The following is a 20,529-nucleotide window of genomic DNA, read 5'->3' as shown; positions in this document are numbered from 1 at the left end:
TAACCAGTTTGAATCTCAAAAATGGTAAAAATACTTTACTAAATAACATAAATATAAATCTTACTAGTAACCCAAATCTAAACTGTATTGTGGTAGACGATATTGCCTACGCCAACACCAATTGGGCGAGTAAAAAAGATACTTTTGCTTTTTTCTCACCTTATGATTGTAGCTTAACAACACAAATACCTGATGCTAAATTTGAAGACAAACTCATTGCTTTAGGCATTGACACTGATGGTAAAAATGGTGTAGTCTTAAGTTCAAGTATTGCAACTATAACTACATTAGACGTTACTAATAGTGGTATTTTAGATTTAAAAGGCATCGAAGGGTTTAAATCTTTGACTACTTTAAATTGTTCTGGAAATCAATTGAAAAAATTAGATCTATCTAAAAACACTACAATAACTACTTTAAATTGCTCAAATAATTCTAATTTAACTTGTATTCAAGTAGCTGATATTGCTGCTGCTGAAAAATGGAACACAACCAAAGATGCTACAGCAAGTTTTAGTTTAGATTGTACTATTTACACGTTAATTCCAGATGCTAAATTTGAAGATAAACTGATCGCACTAGGGATTGATAAAGACGGTAAAAATGGCAAAGTGGCTACTCAAAGCATAACTTCTTTAACCTCATTAAATATTGCAGATAGCAACATAACAGATTTAACAGGAATTCAAGATTTTGCTGAATTACAGTTTTTGTATTGTGAGAGAAACCAAATATCAAATTTAAATGTTTCGAATAATTTGAAATTAATTTACTTGCATTGCTTTAGTAACAAGTTAACAAGTTTGGATGTTACAAGAAATATTTTACTAGAAAACTTGGACTGTAGCGCTAACCTAATGTCAAATTTAGATGTAACCAAAAATACAGCTTTACGCTTTTTAGCCATATCTAAATTTCCAATAAATGTAGGGGATTCAGGAAAAGGAAATTTTGAATCTATAGATGTTTCTAAAAATTTGTTATTAGAAAAACTATATTGTCAACAGAACAAAATACAAACCTTAGATCTTTCAAAAAACACTAAATTAGAATATTTAGAATGTGCTGAAAATTATTTAAAGGACTTAAACGTATCGAATAATACTCTCCTAAATTATTTAGAAGTTGATAAAAATCAATTAACAACTATTGATATATCAAAAAATATTTTGTTAAGAAATTTTTCTTGTGACCAAAACAAAATAACGCGATTAGATGTCTCTAAGAATCTATTATTGACAAATATAAGCTGTAGCGCAAATCAAATAAAAAATTTAGATGTTTCAAAAAATACCAAATTACAACAATTATTTTGTGGAGGTAACCAACTTAAAAGTTTAAATTTAAAGAACGGAAATAATACTATATTAAGGTATTCAGGTTTCCTAAATAATCCTGAATTGAGCTGTATTGAAGTAGATAATGTTGATTATTCGAATACAAATTGGATAACATACAAAGATTCAAATACTAGTTTCGGTACGAACTGCACTTCATATACCATCATTGCTGATCCTAAGTTTGAAGAGGAGTTAATAGCATTAGGTTTTGATACTGATGGAAAAAACGGAAAAGTACTTACCGCTAACATCGCTACTGTAACTTCGTTGGATGTATCCAATGCAGGAATAACAGATTTAACAGGAATTGAAGACTTTACTTCTTTACAAAGTTTAAGCTGTAACAACAATCAATTAACTAAGATAGATCTAAAATACAATCACAATCTAGAAAGTTTAAATATTGCAAATAACAAAATATCAGTATTGAAAATAGTTTATAATACGAAAATTAGAGATATTCAGTGCAATGACAATTTAATCAAAACATTGGACTTCTCAATGCTAAAAAACGTAACTCAAATTTTGTGTCAAAACAATAAACTGGTTTCCTTAAATTTAAAAAACGGCAGCAATAAACTTACTAATGGACCAAGTATTAAAAATTTTACCAATAATCCAGAATTAAGTTGTATTCAAGTAGATGATGCTACCTATTCAAACACGAACTGGGCTTTCTACAAAGATGCCTCGGCAAATTATAGTTCAGATTGTGCCTACTCCACTTTGATTCCAGATTCAAAATTTGAGGATAAATTAATTGCATTAGGCATTGATACTGATGGAAAAAACGGAAAAGTGTTAACTGCAAGTATAGAGAATGTAACAGCACTTAACGTTTCTACAAGCTCGATTACTGATTTGACAGGAATACAAGATTTTGTTTCTTTAGTTTTTTTAAATTGCAGCATCAATCAAATAACTGCTTTAGATACTTCTAAAAATTTAGCTTTGACAACTTTAGATTGCAGTAATAATAAGATAACCTCTCTGGACGTTTCTAAAAATATAGCTTTAACAAAATTTAATTGTTTTAACAATAATCTTCAATCTTTAAACCTAAAAAATGGTAAAAATAGTTTACTAATTAAGGATAATATTGCTTTAAGTAATAATAGAAACTTATACTGTATACTGGTTGATGATGTCGCCTATGCTAATACAAATTGGTCAACAAGGAAAGATGCAACCGCTGCATTTAATAGCGTAGAATGTATTGCATTATCATTACCCTCAAACAATTTCGCAATTGAATCAAAAGGTGAAACTTGCCTTAATACAAACAATGGCGAAATAAACATTACTGCAACAGCAGCTTATGGCTATAAAGCAACAATAAATGCAACTCCATATACATTTACCAATAACAATTTAAAAGTAAACAATCTAGCACCTGGAACTTATAAAGTAACCATTACTATTCCTGGTGAAAACTTTGAGCAAATCTTTACTATCAATATTCCTAAAGGGGCAACTATAACAGGAAGATTAAGTAAGGTAACAGAAAAAATTGCGGTTGAAATTGCTACAGGAACGGCACCTTATACAGTTTTCTTGAACGGAGTGGAACAATTTGAAACCAATGCTACTTCTTTTACTTTAGATGCAAAAACAAGTGGTTTACTGGAAGTAAAAACAGCCAAAGCCTGTGAAGGAATTTTTGCAAAAGAAATTGCAACACTAGATGGAACATTTTCTGCATTTCCAAATCCAACTTCAGGAGCTTTTGAAATAGAAATACCAACAACAAATAAGGAAGTTAGTATTAGTATTTTTACTTTAGAAGGTAAATTGATCTCCAACAAAAAATACAGTGTTGGAAATGGAAAAGTACAACTCTCAATAGACGATCAACCAGCTGGGATTTATATGACTAAAGTAGAGCTTGGTACTCCTCAATTTATAAAAATTATTAAAAAATAAAAAAATGAAACGTTTTCTATATCTATCCATAGCAGGACTTATGATTGCTGCTTGTAGTAGCGGTGGTGACGAACCAGAAGTTAAAAATTCGGCTCCAACTACTCCTGGTTTAACTGCACCAGACGATAATAAACTTTGCTTAAACACCTCGGTTGTGTTTGAATGGAAACCAGCAACCGATGTTAATAACGATGTTATTACCTATCAATTGCAAGTAGCCAAAGATAATCAGTTTACTCAAATAGTAAAAACTGAAGATATTCAAGGCTTAACTAAGAGCATCGATCTAGAAAAAAATACGGCTTATTACTGGAGAGTTAAATCAACAGACAGTAAAGGTCTTTCTAGCACATATTCCTCAACCTTTAAGTTTTACACCTCAGGAGATGCAGTAATTAACCACCTTCCGTTTGTGCCTGAGTTAGTTGCACCTACTCAAAATGAGGTATTGAATACTTCAACCACTACATTAAAATGGAACGCTACTGATGTTGATGCTACTGATGTTTTAACGTATGACATCTATTTTGGAACTAGTGCAAATCCTACTACAAAAATTAAGGAAAATAGTACTTCAAAATCATTTGATGTTACCTTAGAATCTAGCAAGGAATATCATTGGAAAATAGTAGTCAAAGACAACAAAGGAGGAGAAACTACTGGACAAATTTGGAAATTTAAAACCAATTAATACTTTCCACTTTTAGTAAAAAAGCCCCGTTTTCTGTAAAAAGAAAATGGGGCTTTTTATTTTACGCAAATAAAAATATACTATTACTATTCACTTTTAAGATTTCCATAATCACACTGTCGTTTGCAACGAGTGCTTAATTAATTAGCTTATAAAAAAATCATAGTGCTTACAAAGTGGATCATTCACTCTATCACTCAATTATGTACTAAAATACTAGGTTAGATAGCGGATGTATCTCCTTTCACTATAGCTACAAAATTTAAAGGGCCTTATTGCAATTGCTACGATTAAACTTTTAACTGAAATAGGCACTCTTTGAAACAAGTGCAAAGGTGAAAAACGGCTTTTATTTTTAAAATTCTATGTTATATGAGGACTTAGACCTAACAGGTTTTAAAAACCTGTTAGGTCTAAACAAACCGTAAAGTTTGCAAAACGGCTGATTCAAACAGAAGTATTGCAATACGATGGCACTATTTTTTTGTCCTGAAAACAAAACGTTCTCCCCTAGCCCCGATGGAAGTGGAAATCCTTTATTTACTGAGGGTTTTACCCGAATCGTAATAAAGATTGAAGCGTACAGCGGGACAACTCGTGTGCTAGGCAAAAATATGCTGCTGCTAGAAAAACACACAAATATTTCCGATGGACAGGCTTTTGAAATGAACTTTAAATCACCTGACACCGTTTTTAAGGCGCTGTTTCAGTAAAAAGCACTCGATTGGAAGGATTTTATATTGCTTCGAATAATTTGCCAGGTAATGGCCTTATAACGCCTTTTAATTCCATATTCAAAAGCATTCCTGATATTTTGTAAATAGGGAAATCACAGCGTAGTGCAATAATGTCCATCAATTCTTTTCCTGTTTTTAGGAGATAATCGTATACTTTTTGTTCGTCATCATCAAGCGTTACAAACAATTGCTTTTGCACGGGTTTAGAATCCTGCTGAATATCCCAATTTAAAATATACACCAAATCAGCAGCGCTAGTGAGCACATTTGCTTTTTGGGTTTTAATGAGGTTGTTGCAGCCTTGGCTGTATTTATCGGTAACACGGCCGGGAACCGCAAATACATCACGGTTGTAATCATTGGCCATATTGGCCGTAATCAAAGAACCACCTCTATCTGCCGATTCAATAACGATGGTTGCCTCAGACATGCCTGCAACAATTCGGTTTCTGCGCACAAAATTTTCTTTGTCTGGGTTGGTAGAGCTCCAAAATTCGGTCATAAAACCTCCGTTTTGCTCAACTGCAGCTACGTATTTTTTATGAGTTTTAGGATAAATTTGGTTCAAGCCATGGGCTACAACTCCTATGGTTTGCAACTGAAATTCTATAGCCAGTTGATGGGCCACTATATCAACTCCGTAAGCAAAACCACTAACAATTATTGGATTAAGTGGAGCCAAATCTGAGATAAATTTTCTGCAAAATTCAATACCGTATGCGGTGATTTGTCGGGTACCTACTATGCTTATGATTTTTTTATTTTTTAAGTCTATATTTCCAGATTGAAACAATAATAAGGGTCCGTCAAAGCAATGTTTGAGTCGTTCCGGATAATCTTGATCTAAAAAACTTGTTGTCTTAATAGCATTAGCTTTTAGGAATGCTAATTCTTGATTTGCCTTTTCAAATACTGATTTATCTTTGATGTTTTTTAAAAGCATTGCCCCAACACCATCAATGGCAGCGAGTTGGGTAGTTTTTGTTTTAAATACTTCTTCGGCAGAACCACAATGTGATAGTAATTTTTTGGCCATAATGTCCCCTACTCCCTCTACACGTTGCAAAGCTAAAATATAAAATAAATCTTGTTCGTTCATGCTAAATATTTGAAGGTGAAATGTATAAATTTTTATGGAAATTGTTAATAAAAATTGTGAATAAAATTGTGATAACTATTTTCATTGTATAACTTTGCTATTATGAAAATCGAAATTTACATCGCTCAGCTTTTATACCGTTACCAATGTGTAACTGTACCCGGTCTTGGGGCATTTTTGACTGAAATCCAATCTGCGAAACTTGAGCAAGGTTCTCATTCTTTTTCTCCGCCAACAAAGAAAATTGCTTTTAATGCCAATTTAAAAAATAATGATGGCTTACTGGCCAATCACATTGCGTTAGCAGAGAAAAAATCTTATGATTATGCAGTGGGGGCCATACAATATGAAGTATTCAAATGGAAAAAATCATTAGAAGAAAATAAGTATTTGACCCTTAATAATATCGGTGACTTGCGTTTGAATGATGAAAATAATATAGTTTTTACCCCATTTGACCAAACCAATTATTTAACCAGTTCTTTTGGTTTAGCTCCATTTGTTTCACCACAAGTAAAAAGACTAGTCGAAGAACACGTGTTGAGTACTGAAGACAACACACCAACAGTAACTTTTATCCCTACTGAACCTAGAAGAATTTCTCCATACTTAAAATATGCAGCTGTATTTGTATTAGGTCTAGGACTTGTAGGCAGTGTGGGCTACCCTGTGTATGAAAATCAAGTAGCATCGCAAACCTTATTGGTTAAAACTGCGGTACAAAAACAAGTTCAAAATAAGATTCAAGAAGCTACTTTTATTATTGAAAATCCTATACCAGCGGTTACTTTAACTGTAAAATCTTCAGAAAAAGCTACCCTTCCTTACCACATTATGGCTGGAGTATATAGAGATCAACATAATGCTGATGCAAGTTTAAAAAATCTTAAAAAATTAGGGTTTCCTGCTAGACGTATTGCTCCAAATAAAAATGGATATTACCCTGTTTTATACGGAAGTTATGCCACATTTGCAGAAGCAGAAAAAGCAAAAAAAGAAATCAACGACACGCACAATCCTGATGCTTGGATTTTAATTCAATCCTTGTAAACCGAATTTATAAATACTAACTAAAATCCTCAAATAGCGAAAGTTGTTTGAGGATTTTTTTTTGGAGCTACTACCAGCTATCCGTTACAATCTTATACGCCGAAACCCGGCGCATAAGGATTTTCACTTCTAACTGGGCTATGTTATGGTTGCCTGAAGGCGTATTACTTGCTTTAGGCTCCTTATAAACGTTCTTTATAAAGATATTAATTCAGAATCAAAGGGGCTTAAAACTATTCCTTTACATCAAAAAACCTTAATTCAAACTCGCTTTAAACATGCGCGCTTCATCCCAAGAAAATTTGGTACCGTGTTGCTCCATCAATGCATTAAGTGATTCTTCTTTATAACCTGCAAAAGCAATAGCTAATTCCTGAAGTTTATCTTCGGGTAGTACCTCATTTATAGCAACAGCTTTGGTTTGTATCAGTTTTACAAAATGTCCGTAAATGGTTTGCTTGGTCAAAACACGAATAGCAGCAATATCTTCAATCGACTTTTTCTCTACCCACAACTCGTAGGTTTCTTGCACGGTTGTTTTCTTAGGAACATTCGTTTTACCCTTTTTGGATGTGTAACGTTCCAAATCTTTTTCGTCTTCGATGAGCGTAACATTCAATTCTTTAAACTGCTTTTGGATCGCTTCGGTTTTTCGAATAATATATGTTTTGATTTCCGAAGAAGTTAGCTTTTCTTTCGAGATGGTTTCGCCAGACACCACGGTTTCAATCAACAATTTGGCTTTCATCAAGCGCAATACGGTTTTGGTTTGCATTTCCTCCAATATGGTTAATTCATCAAAAAATGTTTTGGCTTTCTTACTGCGCTTTACTTCTTCAATTTTCCACAAAATCTCAAAAACAAGATCATCCAAAGATTTGAAAAAATAAGTATAAGCAGCTTGAACGCGACCCGCAATGTGATTTAAATCAGCAGTTTCTTGACTAAAAAGCAGGTGTAATTGTTTAATAAATTTTTGCGAAGGCTCTAGCAATTCATCCATGGCATTAGCTTGGTTTTTCGCCCAAACCGCATGTTTTGATTTCTCAGAATTTAGAGCATCCTCGTTGTAGCTAAAGCGGTGATTGCGCCATTCTTGCGCCACATCATTCCAATCAAAAGATTGAACCAAATATTGATGAATAAAATTTTTAGTTTCAAAATGCAATGCATTAGCCAAAAAATCCTCGCTTGCTTTGTTATTGGCATAATCCATCACGTCTTGATCATTCGAAATGCCATTCATTCGCAACGCAGAAAGCAAAACAAGGCCGTTTAACGAACGTAAACGCGATAATGCTACGTATGCTTGTCCAGGTAAAAAAACTTGCAATACATCAAGCGCTGCTTTGTCAAAAGTTAAACCTTGACTTTTATGCACCGTAATAGCCCACGCTAATTTGATAGGATAATGTACAAAAGTCCCTAAAACTTCCTCTTCAATCTCTTTAGTAGCGGGATCTACTCTATACCTGATGTTTTGCCATTCGTATTTTTCAACTTCAATCGTTTTATTTTCTTCAGGAAAATGAACCAAAATTTCTTGACTTGCAAGTGATTTTATCACACCCATCTTCCCGTTGAAATAATGTTTATCAAACGACAGATCATTTTTTACAAACATAATCTGGGCACCCACTTTTAATTTTAAATCATGTTCCACGGGGAAAATTTTATCCGGAAAGTCACCAGTAATTTCTGGTTTATAGGTTATCAATTCTCCTTTCAAATCGGTTAGCGCTTGCGCATTCATAGCGTCTGCTTTATGATTGTGCGTGGTCAAGGTAATATAGCCTTTATTGGCTTTTAAATCAAAATCAGGTTTTACGTATTGATTTAATGTTTGTAAATCCTGTTGCGTAATTTGATTGTTACGCAAATTATTAAGTACTGAAATAAAGGCATCATCCCTTTGACGGAAAATTTTGGATAGTTCAATGTACAAAGGCGGATGTTGCTGAATGACATGCGAATGAAAGAAAAACTTACCGCGGTAATAATTTTTTAAAGTACTCCACTCCTCATCTCGAATCACCGGTGGCAATTGCAGTAAATCACCAATATACAATACTTGCACCCCACCAAAAGGAAGATTTTTCTTTCGTACGGTTTGCATCATAAAATCCATAGCGTCCAGTAAATCAGCACGTAACATACTTACTTCATCAATAATCAAAAGCTCCATATTACGAATGACCGATTTTTTTAAACCACTCATTTTAAAATGCCTACGCAAAGTCGCTTTGGTTTCAAACTTGGTACTAGCAGAAAATTGTGGCGCCGAATTGTCAGGAATAAAACCTCCAAAAGGCAATTGAAACATGGAGTGAATAGTAACCCCTCCAGCATTTAAGGCAGCAATCCCTGTAGGGGCAACCACTACTGTATTTTTATGCGTGGTAGCAATGATTTCTTTAAGTAAAGTGGTTTTTCCCGTGCCCGCTTTTCCTGTTAGAAAAATAGAACGATGCGTTTGATTTATAAAACGAAGGGTGTAAGCTGCTGCTTCAGAGATGGTTTGCATTAGGCGTGTATATAAAAAGCAAATATAGTAAACGAAAATTCAATTAAAAATAGGACTAGAATTCTAAATGCGTATTTGAAGCAAATTATTGAGTTTAATCACTGTACTATTAGGCCGATAAATAGCATTCATATATAAACTAAAAGAATTATGTGGAATGAATGATTACTTAGATAATTAAGTCCACAAAATTTAATAGGTTGTATGTTAAAACAATGAAATACATAGAATTAAAATTTTAATTACAACAATTATATTCATTTCCGAAATAAAAAAACGATGAATACCTATAAAAAAAAGCCTTCAATCTAATAATAGATGAAGGCGATATTTTGAGTTTAGATACTAATTATTTTTTAGGATCTACTTTTTCTTCTGTTTTTGCAGAAGCTTTGTATTTGTCATTCAATGCTTTAATGATATCTTTTGTAATATCAAATTTATCTTCGGCATATAAGATAGAGGCAGCATCACCTGTTCCATATATGTAAGCGTAACCTTTTTCTTTACCGTAAGCTTTTATATATTTCTTTACACCGCTTATCAGAGAATCCATTTCTTTACCACTTTCTGCTTGTAATTCTTGTGCTAAAGCTTGTTGCGCATAACCTAATTGTTGTTCTCTTTTTTGCAATTCAGCACCTTTTTTCTGAGCCCATTCTTGTCCGTTGGCTTGAGCTTGTGACTGAAAACCTGCTGCTTCTTGTTTAAATCTATTGATTTCGGCTTCTAATTGTCTTCCCTTTTCCTCTGCTTTAGATTTGTATTTAGCTTCAAGATCTTTAGCTTCGGTATATTGTTTCATTAATTCAGACGTATCTACATAAGCAGTTTTTACTTCCTTAGTCGCTTCTGCTGGTTTGTTACAAGATACAAGTGCAATTGTTAAAGCAACAAGTACTAACGCTTTTTTATTCATAGTAATTTTATTTATTATTTGAGATTGGTAATTATTAAATTTTGTTGTGATTGAAAATCAATTTTTAGTAACTGTGACAAAAATATAAAAAAATAGACAGCATTGACAAAAACTTAAAAAATTAGTCATTTTAATCGCTATAGTATTTACTTATGCACCTCATTAAAAAAATAATTTTAGCCTATTAAAAACAAAGCTCACAATTGATTTTAAATTAAAAATTAAAAAAAAGCGATATTCTAGAGTATTTAAACTCAAAATAGCGCCTTAAAAGCGCTTAAATTGATTTTTGGTCGTTTTTAAGCACATAAATGTGCGATGAGTACTCTAAATTTTTCTTTCCGTACCAATTTGATTTGAGTCCTGTATAAATTGCCGAAAAATAATTCATTTTCCCAGTTTTGTATTTTTCAGATAGCAAGCTCACATAAAACGCATCAAATTTCATTGGAAGTACTTTTACTAATTTCATGCTTTCCTTTTCGAAAAGCATTTTTATAGCTGTTTTCGAAAAATGCCAAAAATGAATAGGCACATCATAAGCTGCCCAAAAAGTTCCGTACTGTTTTGCATCGAAAGATTTAAAATTAGGAACGGCTACAATTAAAGTTCCATTTGGCTTAAGCAATCGTTTCAGTTCTAAAATTTGCTCCTCTAAATTAGGAACATGTTCTAGCACATGCCACATGGTAATTACATCAAAAGAATGATTTTCTAATGCTACTGTTTTTTCAACAAAAGAAACACCTTTGTTTTTCGCAATTGCTTTAGCTTTTTCACTAGGCTCTACTCCTATTGTTTGCCAACCATTTTGTTTTGCAACAGATAAAAAATCTCCTGTTCCTGCTCCAATATCCAAAATCCTTCCTTTATTTGGTTGAAAGGAATTAATCAAATATAACTTATTTTTTAATGCAATGTTTTTTACGAAGTGATATGCTTTTTCAAACAACGAACGCTTACTGTCAGTATGTGAAATATAATCTACGCTTTCGTAGTACTTTCCTAAATTTTCCAAACTTGGTTGTGGAGACGTAATCAACATATCCAAATCTTTGTCATGGTACAACTCAAAAGTTTCTTTTGAAACGGAATAATCTTTAACGGTTAAAAAATGCTTTTTGTTTGAAATATCCATTAATTAAATCTTCTTTATGTTTTGTTTTTATACTAAACCCTGAAAACATTTATAAAAGCTTTCAGGGTTAAAATTATATTATTCTAAATTATCAATAACAGCAAGACTTCACGCCGTAGTTTCACGTGGAACATTTTTTAGTATTAAGTATTCAAAAGCAAAATAAATAAAAGATCAAATTGAAAACTGCTTAGTGAACACTGAACACTTACTTAACGCCCCATATAAATTAACAATACAGAAATATCACTTGGAGATACACCACTTATTCTTGACGCTTGTGAAATAGTAACCGGTCTGATTTTGGATAATTTCTGTTTAGCTTCAATAGACATAGACTTGATTTTTTCATAATCAAAATTCTCAGGAATCTTAACATCTTCGAGTCGCAACAACTTATCCGCATTATTTCGTTCCTTCTCAATATAACCAGAATACTTTACTTGAATTTCTGCTTGTTCTAAAATTTCTTGATCTAAATCGTGCTCATCAATATAAGCAGTAACTTTTTCGAATTTTAAGATATCTTCTAAATCAATTTGTGGTCTAGAGAAAACTTTAAACATTTTGTCCCCTTGCGTAATCAATGCAGTATTTTTAGATTCTAAAATAGGATTGGCTTCAGAAACAGAAATACTAGTCTCTTTAAAAAAAGCAACCATCTTTTCAGACTCTTTTAATTTATGTTCCATTCTCCGCAAACGAGCTTCAGAGGCAAGACCAATTTCATACGACATTGGAGTTAATCTAAAATCCGCGTTGTCCTGACGCAATAGAGTTCTGTACTCTGCACGCGAGGTAAACATTCTATATGGCTCCTCCGTTCCTTTAGTAATTAAGTCATCTATTAAAACACCAATATAAGCTTCGTCTCTTTTTAAAATCAAAGGCGTTTTTTCTTTAATCTTTAAATGCGCATTTATTCCAGCCATCAATCCTTGAGCAGCTGCTTCTTCATATCCTGTAGTTCCGTTTATTTGACCAGCAAAAAATAAACCTGATACCAATTTAGTTTCAAGAGTATGCTTTAATTGTGTTGGCGGAAAATAATCATACTCTATAGCATAACCCGGTCTAAAAAACTTTACATTTTCAAAACCCACAACAGAACGCAAAGCTTTAAATTGAATATCCTCGGGTAAAGAAGTAGAAAAACCATTCACATACACCTCACAGGTATTCCAACCTTCAGGCTCAACAAAAAGTTGATGTCTTTCTTTATCTGCAAAACGATTAATTTTATCTTCAATAGACGGACAATACCTCGGACCTAAACTTTTGATACGACCGTTGAACATTGGAGAACGATCAAAACCTTCTCTAAGAATGTCATGAACATCCAGAGAAGTATACGTCATGTGACATGATTTTTGGAAAGCCAAAGGTTTAGTGAAATCAGAATAAGAAAACTTATCTGGCTTTACATCACCTTTCTCTTCATTCATTTTAGAATAATCAAGTGATCGTCCATCTACACGAGGAGGCGTACCTGTTTTCATTCGGCCAGATTCAAAACCAACCGCAACAAGATCTTCAGTAATTCCATAAGAAGCACTCTCCCCTGCACGACCTCCACCAAATTGCTTATCACCAATATGAATCAATCCATTCAAAAAAGTGCCATTTGTAAGCACTACAGATTTTGAACGAATCTCCAAGCCCAATGAAGTCTTGATTCCTTTGACTACTCCATTCTCAATAATCAACCCACTAACCATTTCTTGGTAAAAATCAAGATTAGGTGTTCCTTCAAGCATCAACCTCCATTCCTCAGCAAAACGCATTCGGTCACTTTGAACTCTAGGAGACCACATAGCAGGTCCTTTTGATTTATTGAGCATCTTGAACTGAATTGCAGTCTTGTCTGAAACAATTCCTGAATACCCACCAAGAGCATCAATCTCTCGAACAATTTGTCCTTTTGCTATACCCCCCATTGCAGGATTGCACGACATTTGCGCAATGTTTTGCAAGCTCATGGTAACCAAAAGCGTCTTCGATCCCAAATTAGCAGCGGCAGCGGCAGCCTCAGAACCAGCATGACCAGCCCCAACTACAATAACATCATATTCTTGATAAAACATTTTTATAAAAGTTTAATCCTTACGGATTGAATTTAAAAATTCAGTGTGTGTTCCACGTGGAACTAAATGAGCCCTTCGTTAAATTTATGTTCCACGTGGAACTAATTTAAAACTTTAATTTTTTCGGTTCAACGAAGACCTGAAAAAAATAGTTGTGTTCCACGTGGAACGATATGCTATTGATAAAAGATTAGTGTTCCACGTGAAACATGGCTATCTTTTCGTCCTCTTTCTTTCTCATTAGTAAAGATTCAGAAACACTCTTGTCTTTATAACCACAATAATGTAGTATACCATGAGCTAAAACTCTTTTTAATTCTTGCTCAAAAGTTACCTCAAAATCGTTAGCGTTATCTTGAACACGTTCAATCGAAATAAAAATATCTCCATTCAATTCGTTGCCTACAGAATAATCAAAACTTATGATATCTGTAAGTGTATCGTGATTAAGATACTCTAGATTAATTTTGTGAAGGTATTCATCATCACAAAAAATATAATTTATTTCTCCTTCTTTTTTATTTTCAGAAACTATCACAGCGGAAAGCCAAGCAGCATAACTATCTTCGTTGTCTAATGTGAACGTGGATTCGTAATTAAAATTGATCATTTGTTGTTAAAATAAACTTGAACTTTAGTATTAAAATTTGAGCGCAAAGGTAAGGATTGTCTATTTAAAATCTCTTTACTATTTAAATAATCTAGTAACGCAGCTGGAATCCTATTTGAACTACCGTTAAACTCTTTTTGATTGGTCTCTGATTGTCTTTTAGTGTCTTCTCCTTGTTCTTGAATAGCTGATTTCAATTTAAGTAATTCTTGTTTAATGTTCAAAATACGTTGCATGTTTTCATTATTAAAACCCTTATTAAGCAACTGCTTTTCTAAAGCTTTCATTTGCTCTAAGACATCCTGACCTTTAGCTCCAATGCCTTTATTGTTAAGTTCATTTTGAAGAGACTCTCTCAACTGGCGTTGTTCTTTATAAATATCCATAATATCTTGAGCTTCTCCCTCACCCGATTCACCTTTTGATCCGGATTGAGATGGTTTTCCACTACTACCCGGTTTAGGGGTATTGCCACTCTTTTGACCTTCTTTAATTTTATCGGCTAAACCATCCATCTTTTTAATAATATCTGGGAGTTGCATTCCATCATTATTGCCAGGTTTTGGTTTACCTTGACCCATACCCGACATTTGAGATTGCATGCTACTTAAAATAGAACTTAAAAAATCAGCTAATTTATTCGCACTCGAAACTGTGTATTGCTGATGAGATAATCCTTTTGCAATTTGAGCATCGGTAAAAGTGCTAAGTGACTTGTCTAAATTATAAGAAACGTTTCCTATTTCCTTAGTAATGTCATCTGTAAATTTCGGGTTTCTAAGTGACATCGCAAACAAACTATCATCAGCATGTTTAAACTGCTGTTTTAAATCTTGCTGGATTTTAATATTTTTATTAAACGCTGGGGAACCCGGTTTGAACTTTTTAAACTGATGCATCAAGTCTTCTTGAGTCAATGAAAAAGCTAACAGATTATCTAAAATTTGTCTCAACATGGCAACGTCCTCCTCCATTTGTTCTTGTTCAGCAGACTCCATTTCTTGAGCCATTTCTTGAGCCATTTGCTTCATCTTTTTGGATGCGTTCTTTTGATTGGATTTAGCTTTTTCTTTATTGTTTTTAGACAATTCAGAAATTGCTTTATTCAATTCCTCATCAACATCTTTCTTTTTAGAATCTGAATTTGGTAAAGATAAAGGTGCTTTTAATTCTTTATTCTCTTTAGACAATGCATCCAGTTCTTTCTTTAAAGAATTAAATTCTTCATTAATCTCCTTTTGATTATCCGTTTTATTGAGTTTATCATCATTAGATAAATTCTCTTGCTTGTTAGCTAGTTTTGAAAGTTGTTCTTGCAATTGTTCCGCTTTCTTTTCTACGTAATATTTTTTAGTAAGCTCAACTAATTGTTCCAAACTCTTAACTTGATTCTTACTATTTTGTTTGAATTTTTCCAATTTAGAAAACAATTGATCGTTCTGAATTTTTTCAGTTAAGGATTTTAATTCGTCTAATAACTTATCATTTTTATCTAAATCTTTCTCGGCTTTCTCTAAACGTTTTTGAAGTTCTTCTTTAAAAGCATCTTTCTTTTCCGTTTTAAATCGAGAAAGGTTTTCATTCATTTTCCTAGTGAAATCTTTCATGACAGCATCTTGCTTCATTTGACGTTGCATAAAATCATCCAATTTTTGTTGGTCTTTAAAATCAAGAAAGTCCTTTTCTTTGCCTAGTTGTTGCAATTTATCTAAAGACGAAAATTGCTTATCTTGTTGCTTTAAAGATTTAGATAGTCCAGAAACATTACGGGATTGCGACTCTAAAACTTCAGCTACTTTTTCCTCTTCGGTTACTACCCTATTTGAGAAAATAGAAGACTTTGAACTTTTGAAATTATGCAAAGCATCCGTATCAAATACTTCAAAATAATACTCATAATCTACCCCTTCACTAACGGGTAGATTGCTAGGAAAAGCAAAAACAAACTGATCAAAAGAAGCTTTCTTAACAGCAATAGTTCCATGTTTAACCTGAGAAGGATTCTTACGATCATAGTAAACAATTTGTAGTTTAGAAAGTCCATAATCATCAGATACCTGACCAATAACAAAATTCTTACTTACATTGAGACTATCTGGAGCTTTAGATACCATGATAGAAGGAAACTGATCTACTATTGTATTAATCTCATAATTCAGTTTCTCAAAATTAGCAACAGCATTATTGGAAGTAGTAATTTGATAATCCAGATTTCTAGAAATTCGCTTAGACAACTGGAAAGTATTATTCGATTTAACGAAAAAAGATTTTTGAGTATCTTCAATAAACGAAACAGATTGTGTTTTAGACGTGTTCAACTTCCATGTAACAACTGTGCCTTCAGGAACCATAGCATTACCTGTTCCTTTAATAATTTCAGACTTTTTATTTAGGTAACCCGGAAATTGCAAATACATTTCAAAGTCGGCAATAGAAGGAACTTCAATCACATTCAATTCATAATCTGGAGATAAAACTCCGTTAGCCTCCACGTGAAACAATAAGGACTGAATAGGTTTAGTAATTTTAAATGAAAACTCACCTTGGGCATCCTGTTCCATAAAATAAGTTTCATCATTTAAGAAAACGACTATGTTTTCGGGCATTATTTTACCTACTGTTTTCATGCGTAAAGTAAAATCAGAACCTTGCTCTACTTGTAAATTTTTGTTGAGAATAATAAATTTAAATGGTGCTGGTGGCTGAAAAGGCGAACTAAAGTTAACAACACGATTTAAACTTTGAGAAATTACAGCACTGTTTCCCGTGAAATAAATAAGAAAGACCAAAATTATAGGTGCTAAAGCTAAAGGGTAATACTTAGAATTTGATTTAAAATTAATAGCATTCCCAAAAGGAATTGGAGAAAGTGTATTGGATTTTTGTTCAATAGAAGCTAAAACTAATTCCGAAGATACTGAAGATTGATCTTGAGATAGCTGTAAAAAATTGATCAATTTGTCTTGAACTTCAGAAAAATGGGTTCCAATTATAGCTGAAGCTGCTTTATAATCAATACCCGATTTTAATTTAAAAAGCTTAAAAATAGGAATCAAAATAAAACGAAAGAACAAATAAGCTTCTACAATAACAAAAAGAAAAAATAAGAAAGTTCTATAACTTGGTTTAAGCCATAAAAAATATTCAATAAAAAGAGTAAGTAAAAAATAAATTAGACCTAGACCGATAAAGAAAAGTGATCCTTTAATCAGTTCATTAGTATAATACTTTTTAATAAAAGCTTCTAGTTTATCGTAAATAACATGCTGACTTTTAAGCATAAAATTGGTATTTATTTAACCTATAAAACTAATAATTTTAATTGATGCAGAATATCAAATTAAGTTAAATAATATACCAAAATTAGAAAAGCATAATAAATGTATAGAATTGTATCTTTGCAATAAAAAAAATAGATGTCTAAACAAGTTCGCGTGCGTTTTGCACCAAGTCCAACAGGACCTTTACATATTGGCGGAGTTCGTACCGCATTATTCAATTATTTGTTTGCGAAGAAAAACAGTGGTGTTTTCTTTTTACGAATTGAAGATACCGACCAAAACCGATTTGTTCCTGGTGCCGAAGAATATATCATGGAAGCATTAGAGTGGTTAGGAATTGCACCTGATGAAACCACTGGTAAAAACGAAAAATTTGGACCTTACCGTCAAAGCGAAAGAAAAGATCTATACCAAAAATATGCCGCTGATTTGATCAATTCAGGGAATGCGTATTATGCATTTGATACAGCAGAAGCTTTAGATGCGGCTAGAAAAATAGAAGAAGAACAAGGAAAAACGTTTATATACAACCATACTAACAGAGAAAAGTTAGATACTTCTCTAGTAATTTCTGAAGAGGAAACTGCAAAAAGAATTGCTGCTGGAGAACATTATGTCATACGTTTTAAAACCCCAGTGAATGAAACTTTGCATTTACATGATATTATTCGTGGTGATGTAAAATTTGAAACAAATCTTTTAGATGATAAAGTATTGTTTAAAAGTGACGGCATGCCAACATATCATTTGGCTAATATAGTAGATGATCATTTAATGGAAACTTCGCATGTTATTCGTGGTGAAGAATGGTTGCCTTCAATGCCTTTACACGTTTTATTGTACAGAGCATTTGGTTGGGAAGCACCGGAATTTGCACATTTACCGTTGATCATGAAACCGATAGGTAACGGAAAATTATCAAAACGTGATGGAGATAAAATGGGTTTCCCAGTATTTCCAATAGATTGGAAGACAGAAGAAGGAGTTTCATCAGGATACAGAGAGAAAGGATTTTTCCCTAAAGCAGTCCTTAACTTTTTAGCTTTACTAGGTTGGAATGACGGAACGGATAAAGAATTATTCACATTAGATGAACTAGTAACAGCATTTGACTTAAATAGAGTTCATAAATCAGGAGCAAAATTTGATCCTGAAAAAAATAAATGGTTCAATCACCAGTATTTAATTAAACAAGAAAATACAACTTTAGCAAGAGCCTTCTCCCCTATTTTGCTTGAAAAAGGTTTTGATGTTGATGAATCTAAACTTACTAAAATAGTTTCCTTGATTAAAGAACGTGCCCATTTTGTATCAGAATTTTGGGAAATGAGTGATTTCTTTTTTGTGGCTCCTACGAGTTATGACGAAAAAGCAAGTAAAAACTGGAAAGCTGAAACTCCTGCTCTAATGCAAGAATTAATATCTGTAATAGATGAAATTACCGATTTCACATCTACAAATATTGAAACAATAGTGAAAGACTGGATGACGAAAAACGAAATTGGAATGGGGAAAATTATGCAACCATTTCGTTTGAGTTTAGTTGGCGCACTAAAAGGTCCTCACCTATTTGATATTGTTGAAGTAATTGGAAAAGAAGAAACAATAAAGAGAATTCAGAAAGCTATTGCAACTTTATAAAAAGATATAAAAACGCCTTAAAAATTTAAGGCGTTTTTTTTATATAAAATAAAGAAAGATTAATATGATAAATTGTAAAGTTTAATTTGTAAATTTATAATTAAACTAAATCAAATTATTATGAACATTGCATTAATTGTAATTTTGGTCTTTGGACTATTCATTTTGTTATCCTCGTTTTTTACAGTAAAACAACAAACCGCTGTTGTAATAGAACGCTTTGGAAAATTCTTAAGCATTAGACAATCCGGATTACAACTCAAAATTCCTATCATTGACAGGATTGCTGGAAGAGTAAATTTAAAGATCCAACAGTTAGATGTTATTATTGAAACTAAAACAAAAGATAACGTATTTGTAAAACTAAAAGTTTCGGTTCAATTTATGGTTGTAAAAGAAACGGTTTATGATGCCTTTTACAAATTAGAATATCCACACGATCAAATTACTTCTTATGTATTTGATGTAGTTCGTGCCGAAGTACCTAAATTAAAACTAGACGATGTTTTTGAAAGAAAAGATGATATTGCCATTGCAGTAAAAAGAGAATTAAATGAGGCCATGACAACTTATGGTTACACAATCATCAATACTTTAGTAACTGATATTGATCCAGACATTCAAGTTAAGAATGCCATGAACAGAATCAATGCTGCCGACAGAGAAAAAACGGTTGCAGAATTTGAAGCAGAAGCATCACGTATCAGAATCGTTGCAAAAGCAGAAGCAGAAGCAGAAAGTAAGCGATTACAAGGACAAGGTATTGCAAACCAACGAAGAGAAATTGCAAAAGGTCTTGTAGAAAGTGTGGATGTCTTGAATAGAGTTGGTATCAATTCTCAAGAAGCATCAGCGCTTATTGTAGTAACCCAACATTATGATACATTGCAAGCCATAGGTGCCGATACAAATTCGAATTTGATATTGTTGCCAAATTCACCACAAGCAGGAAGCGATATGTTAAATAATATGATAGCTTCATTTTCGGCATCCAACCAAGTTGGTGAACTGATGAAAAAAAGAAATGAAAAAGATCACAGTTCAAAAGATCATAAAATAGAAAATCACAATTCAACTGATCATTCCGAAATTCAAGATAAAGAAGAATAAAAAATTAAAGAGGCCAAGTGCCTCTTTTTTTTGTGCCATCATTTTTTTTGAAACTAAAATAAAAAATGAACTCCTCACCTACTCTATCATTTTTTTAGTAAAATGGTAGCCAGAATATTTTAACTTTTCAAAAAAATAAATTTCACGTGGAAAAACAAAAAAAAGTGCATTTTCAAAATTCCCACAGCCTATTGGAACAAATATGTACAAAAAGTAACAATTTTTATACCAAAACCTAATTAAAGACTCATATTTAAACGAAATTTTTAAAAACATATAAATTCATGTCTAAATAAAATTAATTGCTTAAAATTAAAATATGAGTGTCAATTTTAATAGTTAAAAATAATAATTCTAATAAATAAAATAGATAATACTAATA

Annotated in this window: 13 protein-coding genes; 6 read left to right on the top strand and 7 right to left on the bottom strand. The window is 32.6% G+C overall.

Annotated features, from left to right (window positions below):
• The 3 genes from DNC80_RS07400 to DNC80_RS07390 all read left to right on the top strand — a co-directional run.
• The coding region (locus tag DNC80_RS07400; RefSeq protein ID WP_182650480.1) for a leucine-rich repeat domain-containing protein at nucleotides 1–3,263 on the top strand (3,263 nt) is incomplete at its 5' end.
• 4 nt (nucleotides 3,264–3,267) lie between these two features.
• A complete protein-coding gene (locus tag DNC80_RS07395) occupies nucleotides 3,268–3,954 on the top strand; it encodes a fibronectin type III domain-containing protein (RefSeq protein ID WP_182650478.1) in 687 nt (228 codons plus the stop codon).
• Nucleotides 3,955–4,424: 470 nt separating this feature from the next.
• Nucleotides 4,425–4,667: a hypothetical protein gene (locus tag DNC80_RS07390; protein ID WP_182650476.1), complete on the top strand. Its 243-nt coding sequence runs from the start codon at nucleotides 4,425–4,427 to the stop codon at nucleotides 4,665–4,667.
• 22 nt (nucleotides 4,668–4,689) lie between these two features.
• Here the strand turns inward: DNC80_RS07390 and dprA are convergent, their stop codons facing one another.
• Nucleotides 4,690–5,790, bottom strand: coding sequence for a DNA-processing protein DprA (dprA, locus tag DNC80_RS07385; RefSeq protein ID WP_182650474.1), 1,101 nt, complete (start codon nucleotides 5,788–5,790; stop codon nucleotides 4,690–4,692).
• Nucleotides 5,791–5,892: 102 nt separating this feature from the next.
• Between dprA and DNC80_RS07380 the strand changes: the two genes are divergently transcribed.
• Complete coding sequence (locus DNC80_RS07380; protein ID WP_182650472.1) at nucleotides 5,893–6,840, top strand: SPOR domain-containing protein; 948 nt, start codon at nucleotides 5,893–5,895, stop codon at nucleotides 6,838–6,840.
• A gap of 256 nt (nucleotides 6,841–7,096) precedes the next feature.
• Here DNC80_RS07380 and DNC80_RS07375 read toward each other — a convergent pair whose 3' ends face one another.
• The 6 genes from DNC80_RS07375 to DNC80_RS07350 form a co-directional block, all read right to left on the bottom strand.
• Nucleotides 7,097–9,364: a helix-turn-helix domain-containing protein gene (locus DNC80_RS07375; protein WP_182650469.1), complete on the bottom strand. Its 2,268-nt coding sequence runs from the start codon at nucleotides 9,362–9,364 to the stop codon at nucleotides 7,097–7,099.
• Nucleotides 9,365–9,713: 349 nt separating this feature from the next.
• Entirely contained in the window at nucleotides 9,714–10,283 is a 570-nt protein-coding gene (locus DNC80_RS07370) for an OmpH family outer membrane protein (RefSeq protein WP_182650467.1), read from the bottom strand.
• Between the two features lie 277 nt (nucleotides 10,284–10,560).
• Complete coding sequence (locus DNC80_RS07365) at nucleotides 10,561–11,421, bottom strand: bifunctional 2-polyprenyl-6-hydroxyphenol methylase/3-demethylubiquinol 3-O-methyltransferase UbiG (protein WP_182650465.1); 861 nt, start codon at nucleotides 11,419–11,421, stop codon at nucleotides 10,561–10,563.
• A gap of 212 nt (nucleotides 11,422–11,633) precedes the next feature.
• Nucleotides 11,634–13,505, bottom strand: a complete 1,872-nt coding sequence (mnmG, locus tag DNC80_RS07360; RefSeq protein WP_182650463.1) for a tRNA uridine-5-carboxymethylaminomethyl(34) synthesis enzyme MnmG — start codon at nucleotides 13,503–13,505, stop codon at nucleotides 11,634–11,636.
• A gap of 190 nt (nucleotides 13,506–13,695) precedes the next feature.
• Nucleotides 13,696–14,115, bottom strand: coding sequence for an rRNA maturation RNase YbeY (gene ybeY, locus DNC80_RS07355; protein WP_182650460.1), 420 nt, complete (start codon nucleotides 14,113–14,115; stop codon nucleotides 13,696–13,698).
• Nucleotides 14,112–17,396 (bottom strand): DUF4175 family protein, encoded by a 3,285-nt coding sequence (locus DNC80_RS07350; protein ID WP_182650458.1) that lies wholly within the window; start codon nucleotides 17,394–17,396, stop codon nucleotides 14,112–14,114. The genes ybeY and DNC80_RS07350 overlap by 4 nt, the downstream gene beginning before the upstream one ends.
• A 135-nt stretch (nucleotides 17,397–17,531) precedes the next feature.
• Here DNC80_RS07350 and gltX point away from each other — a divergent pair, with 135 nt between their 5' ends.
• Nucleotides 17,532–19,037, top strand: a complete 1,506-nt coding sequence (gltX, locus tag DNC80_RS07345; protein ID WP_182650457.1) for a glutamate--tRNA ligase — start codon at nucleotides 17,532–17,534, stop codon at nucleotides 19,035–19,037.
• Between the two features lie 120 nt (nucleotides 19,038–19,157).
• On the top strand, nucleotides 19,158–20,147 hold the full coding sequence (locus DNC80_RS07340; RefSeq protein WP_182650455.1) for an SPFH domain-containing protein: 990 nt from the start codon (nucleotides 19,158–19,160) through the stop codon (nucleotides 20,145–20,147).
• The last annotated feature ends 382 nt before the right edge of the window (nucleotides 20,148–20,529 follow it).

Source organism: Flavobacterium sp. SOK18b (assembly GCF_014156605.1).
Classification (GTDB): domain Bacteria; phylum Bacteroidota; class Bacteroidia; order Flavobacteriales; family Flavobacteriaceae; genus Flavobacterium; species Flavobacterium tiangeerense.
Note: the sequence above shows the minus strand (reverse complement) of the source record. Positions and strands in the feature narration are given on the sequence as shown.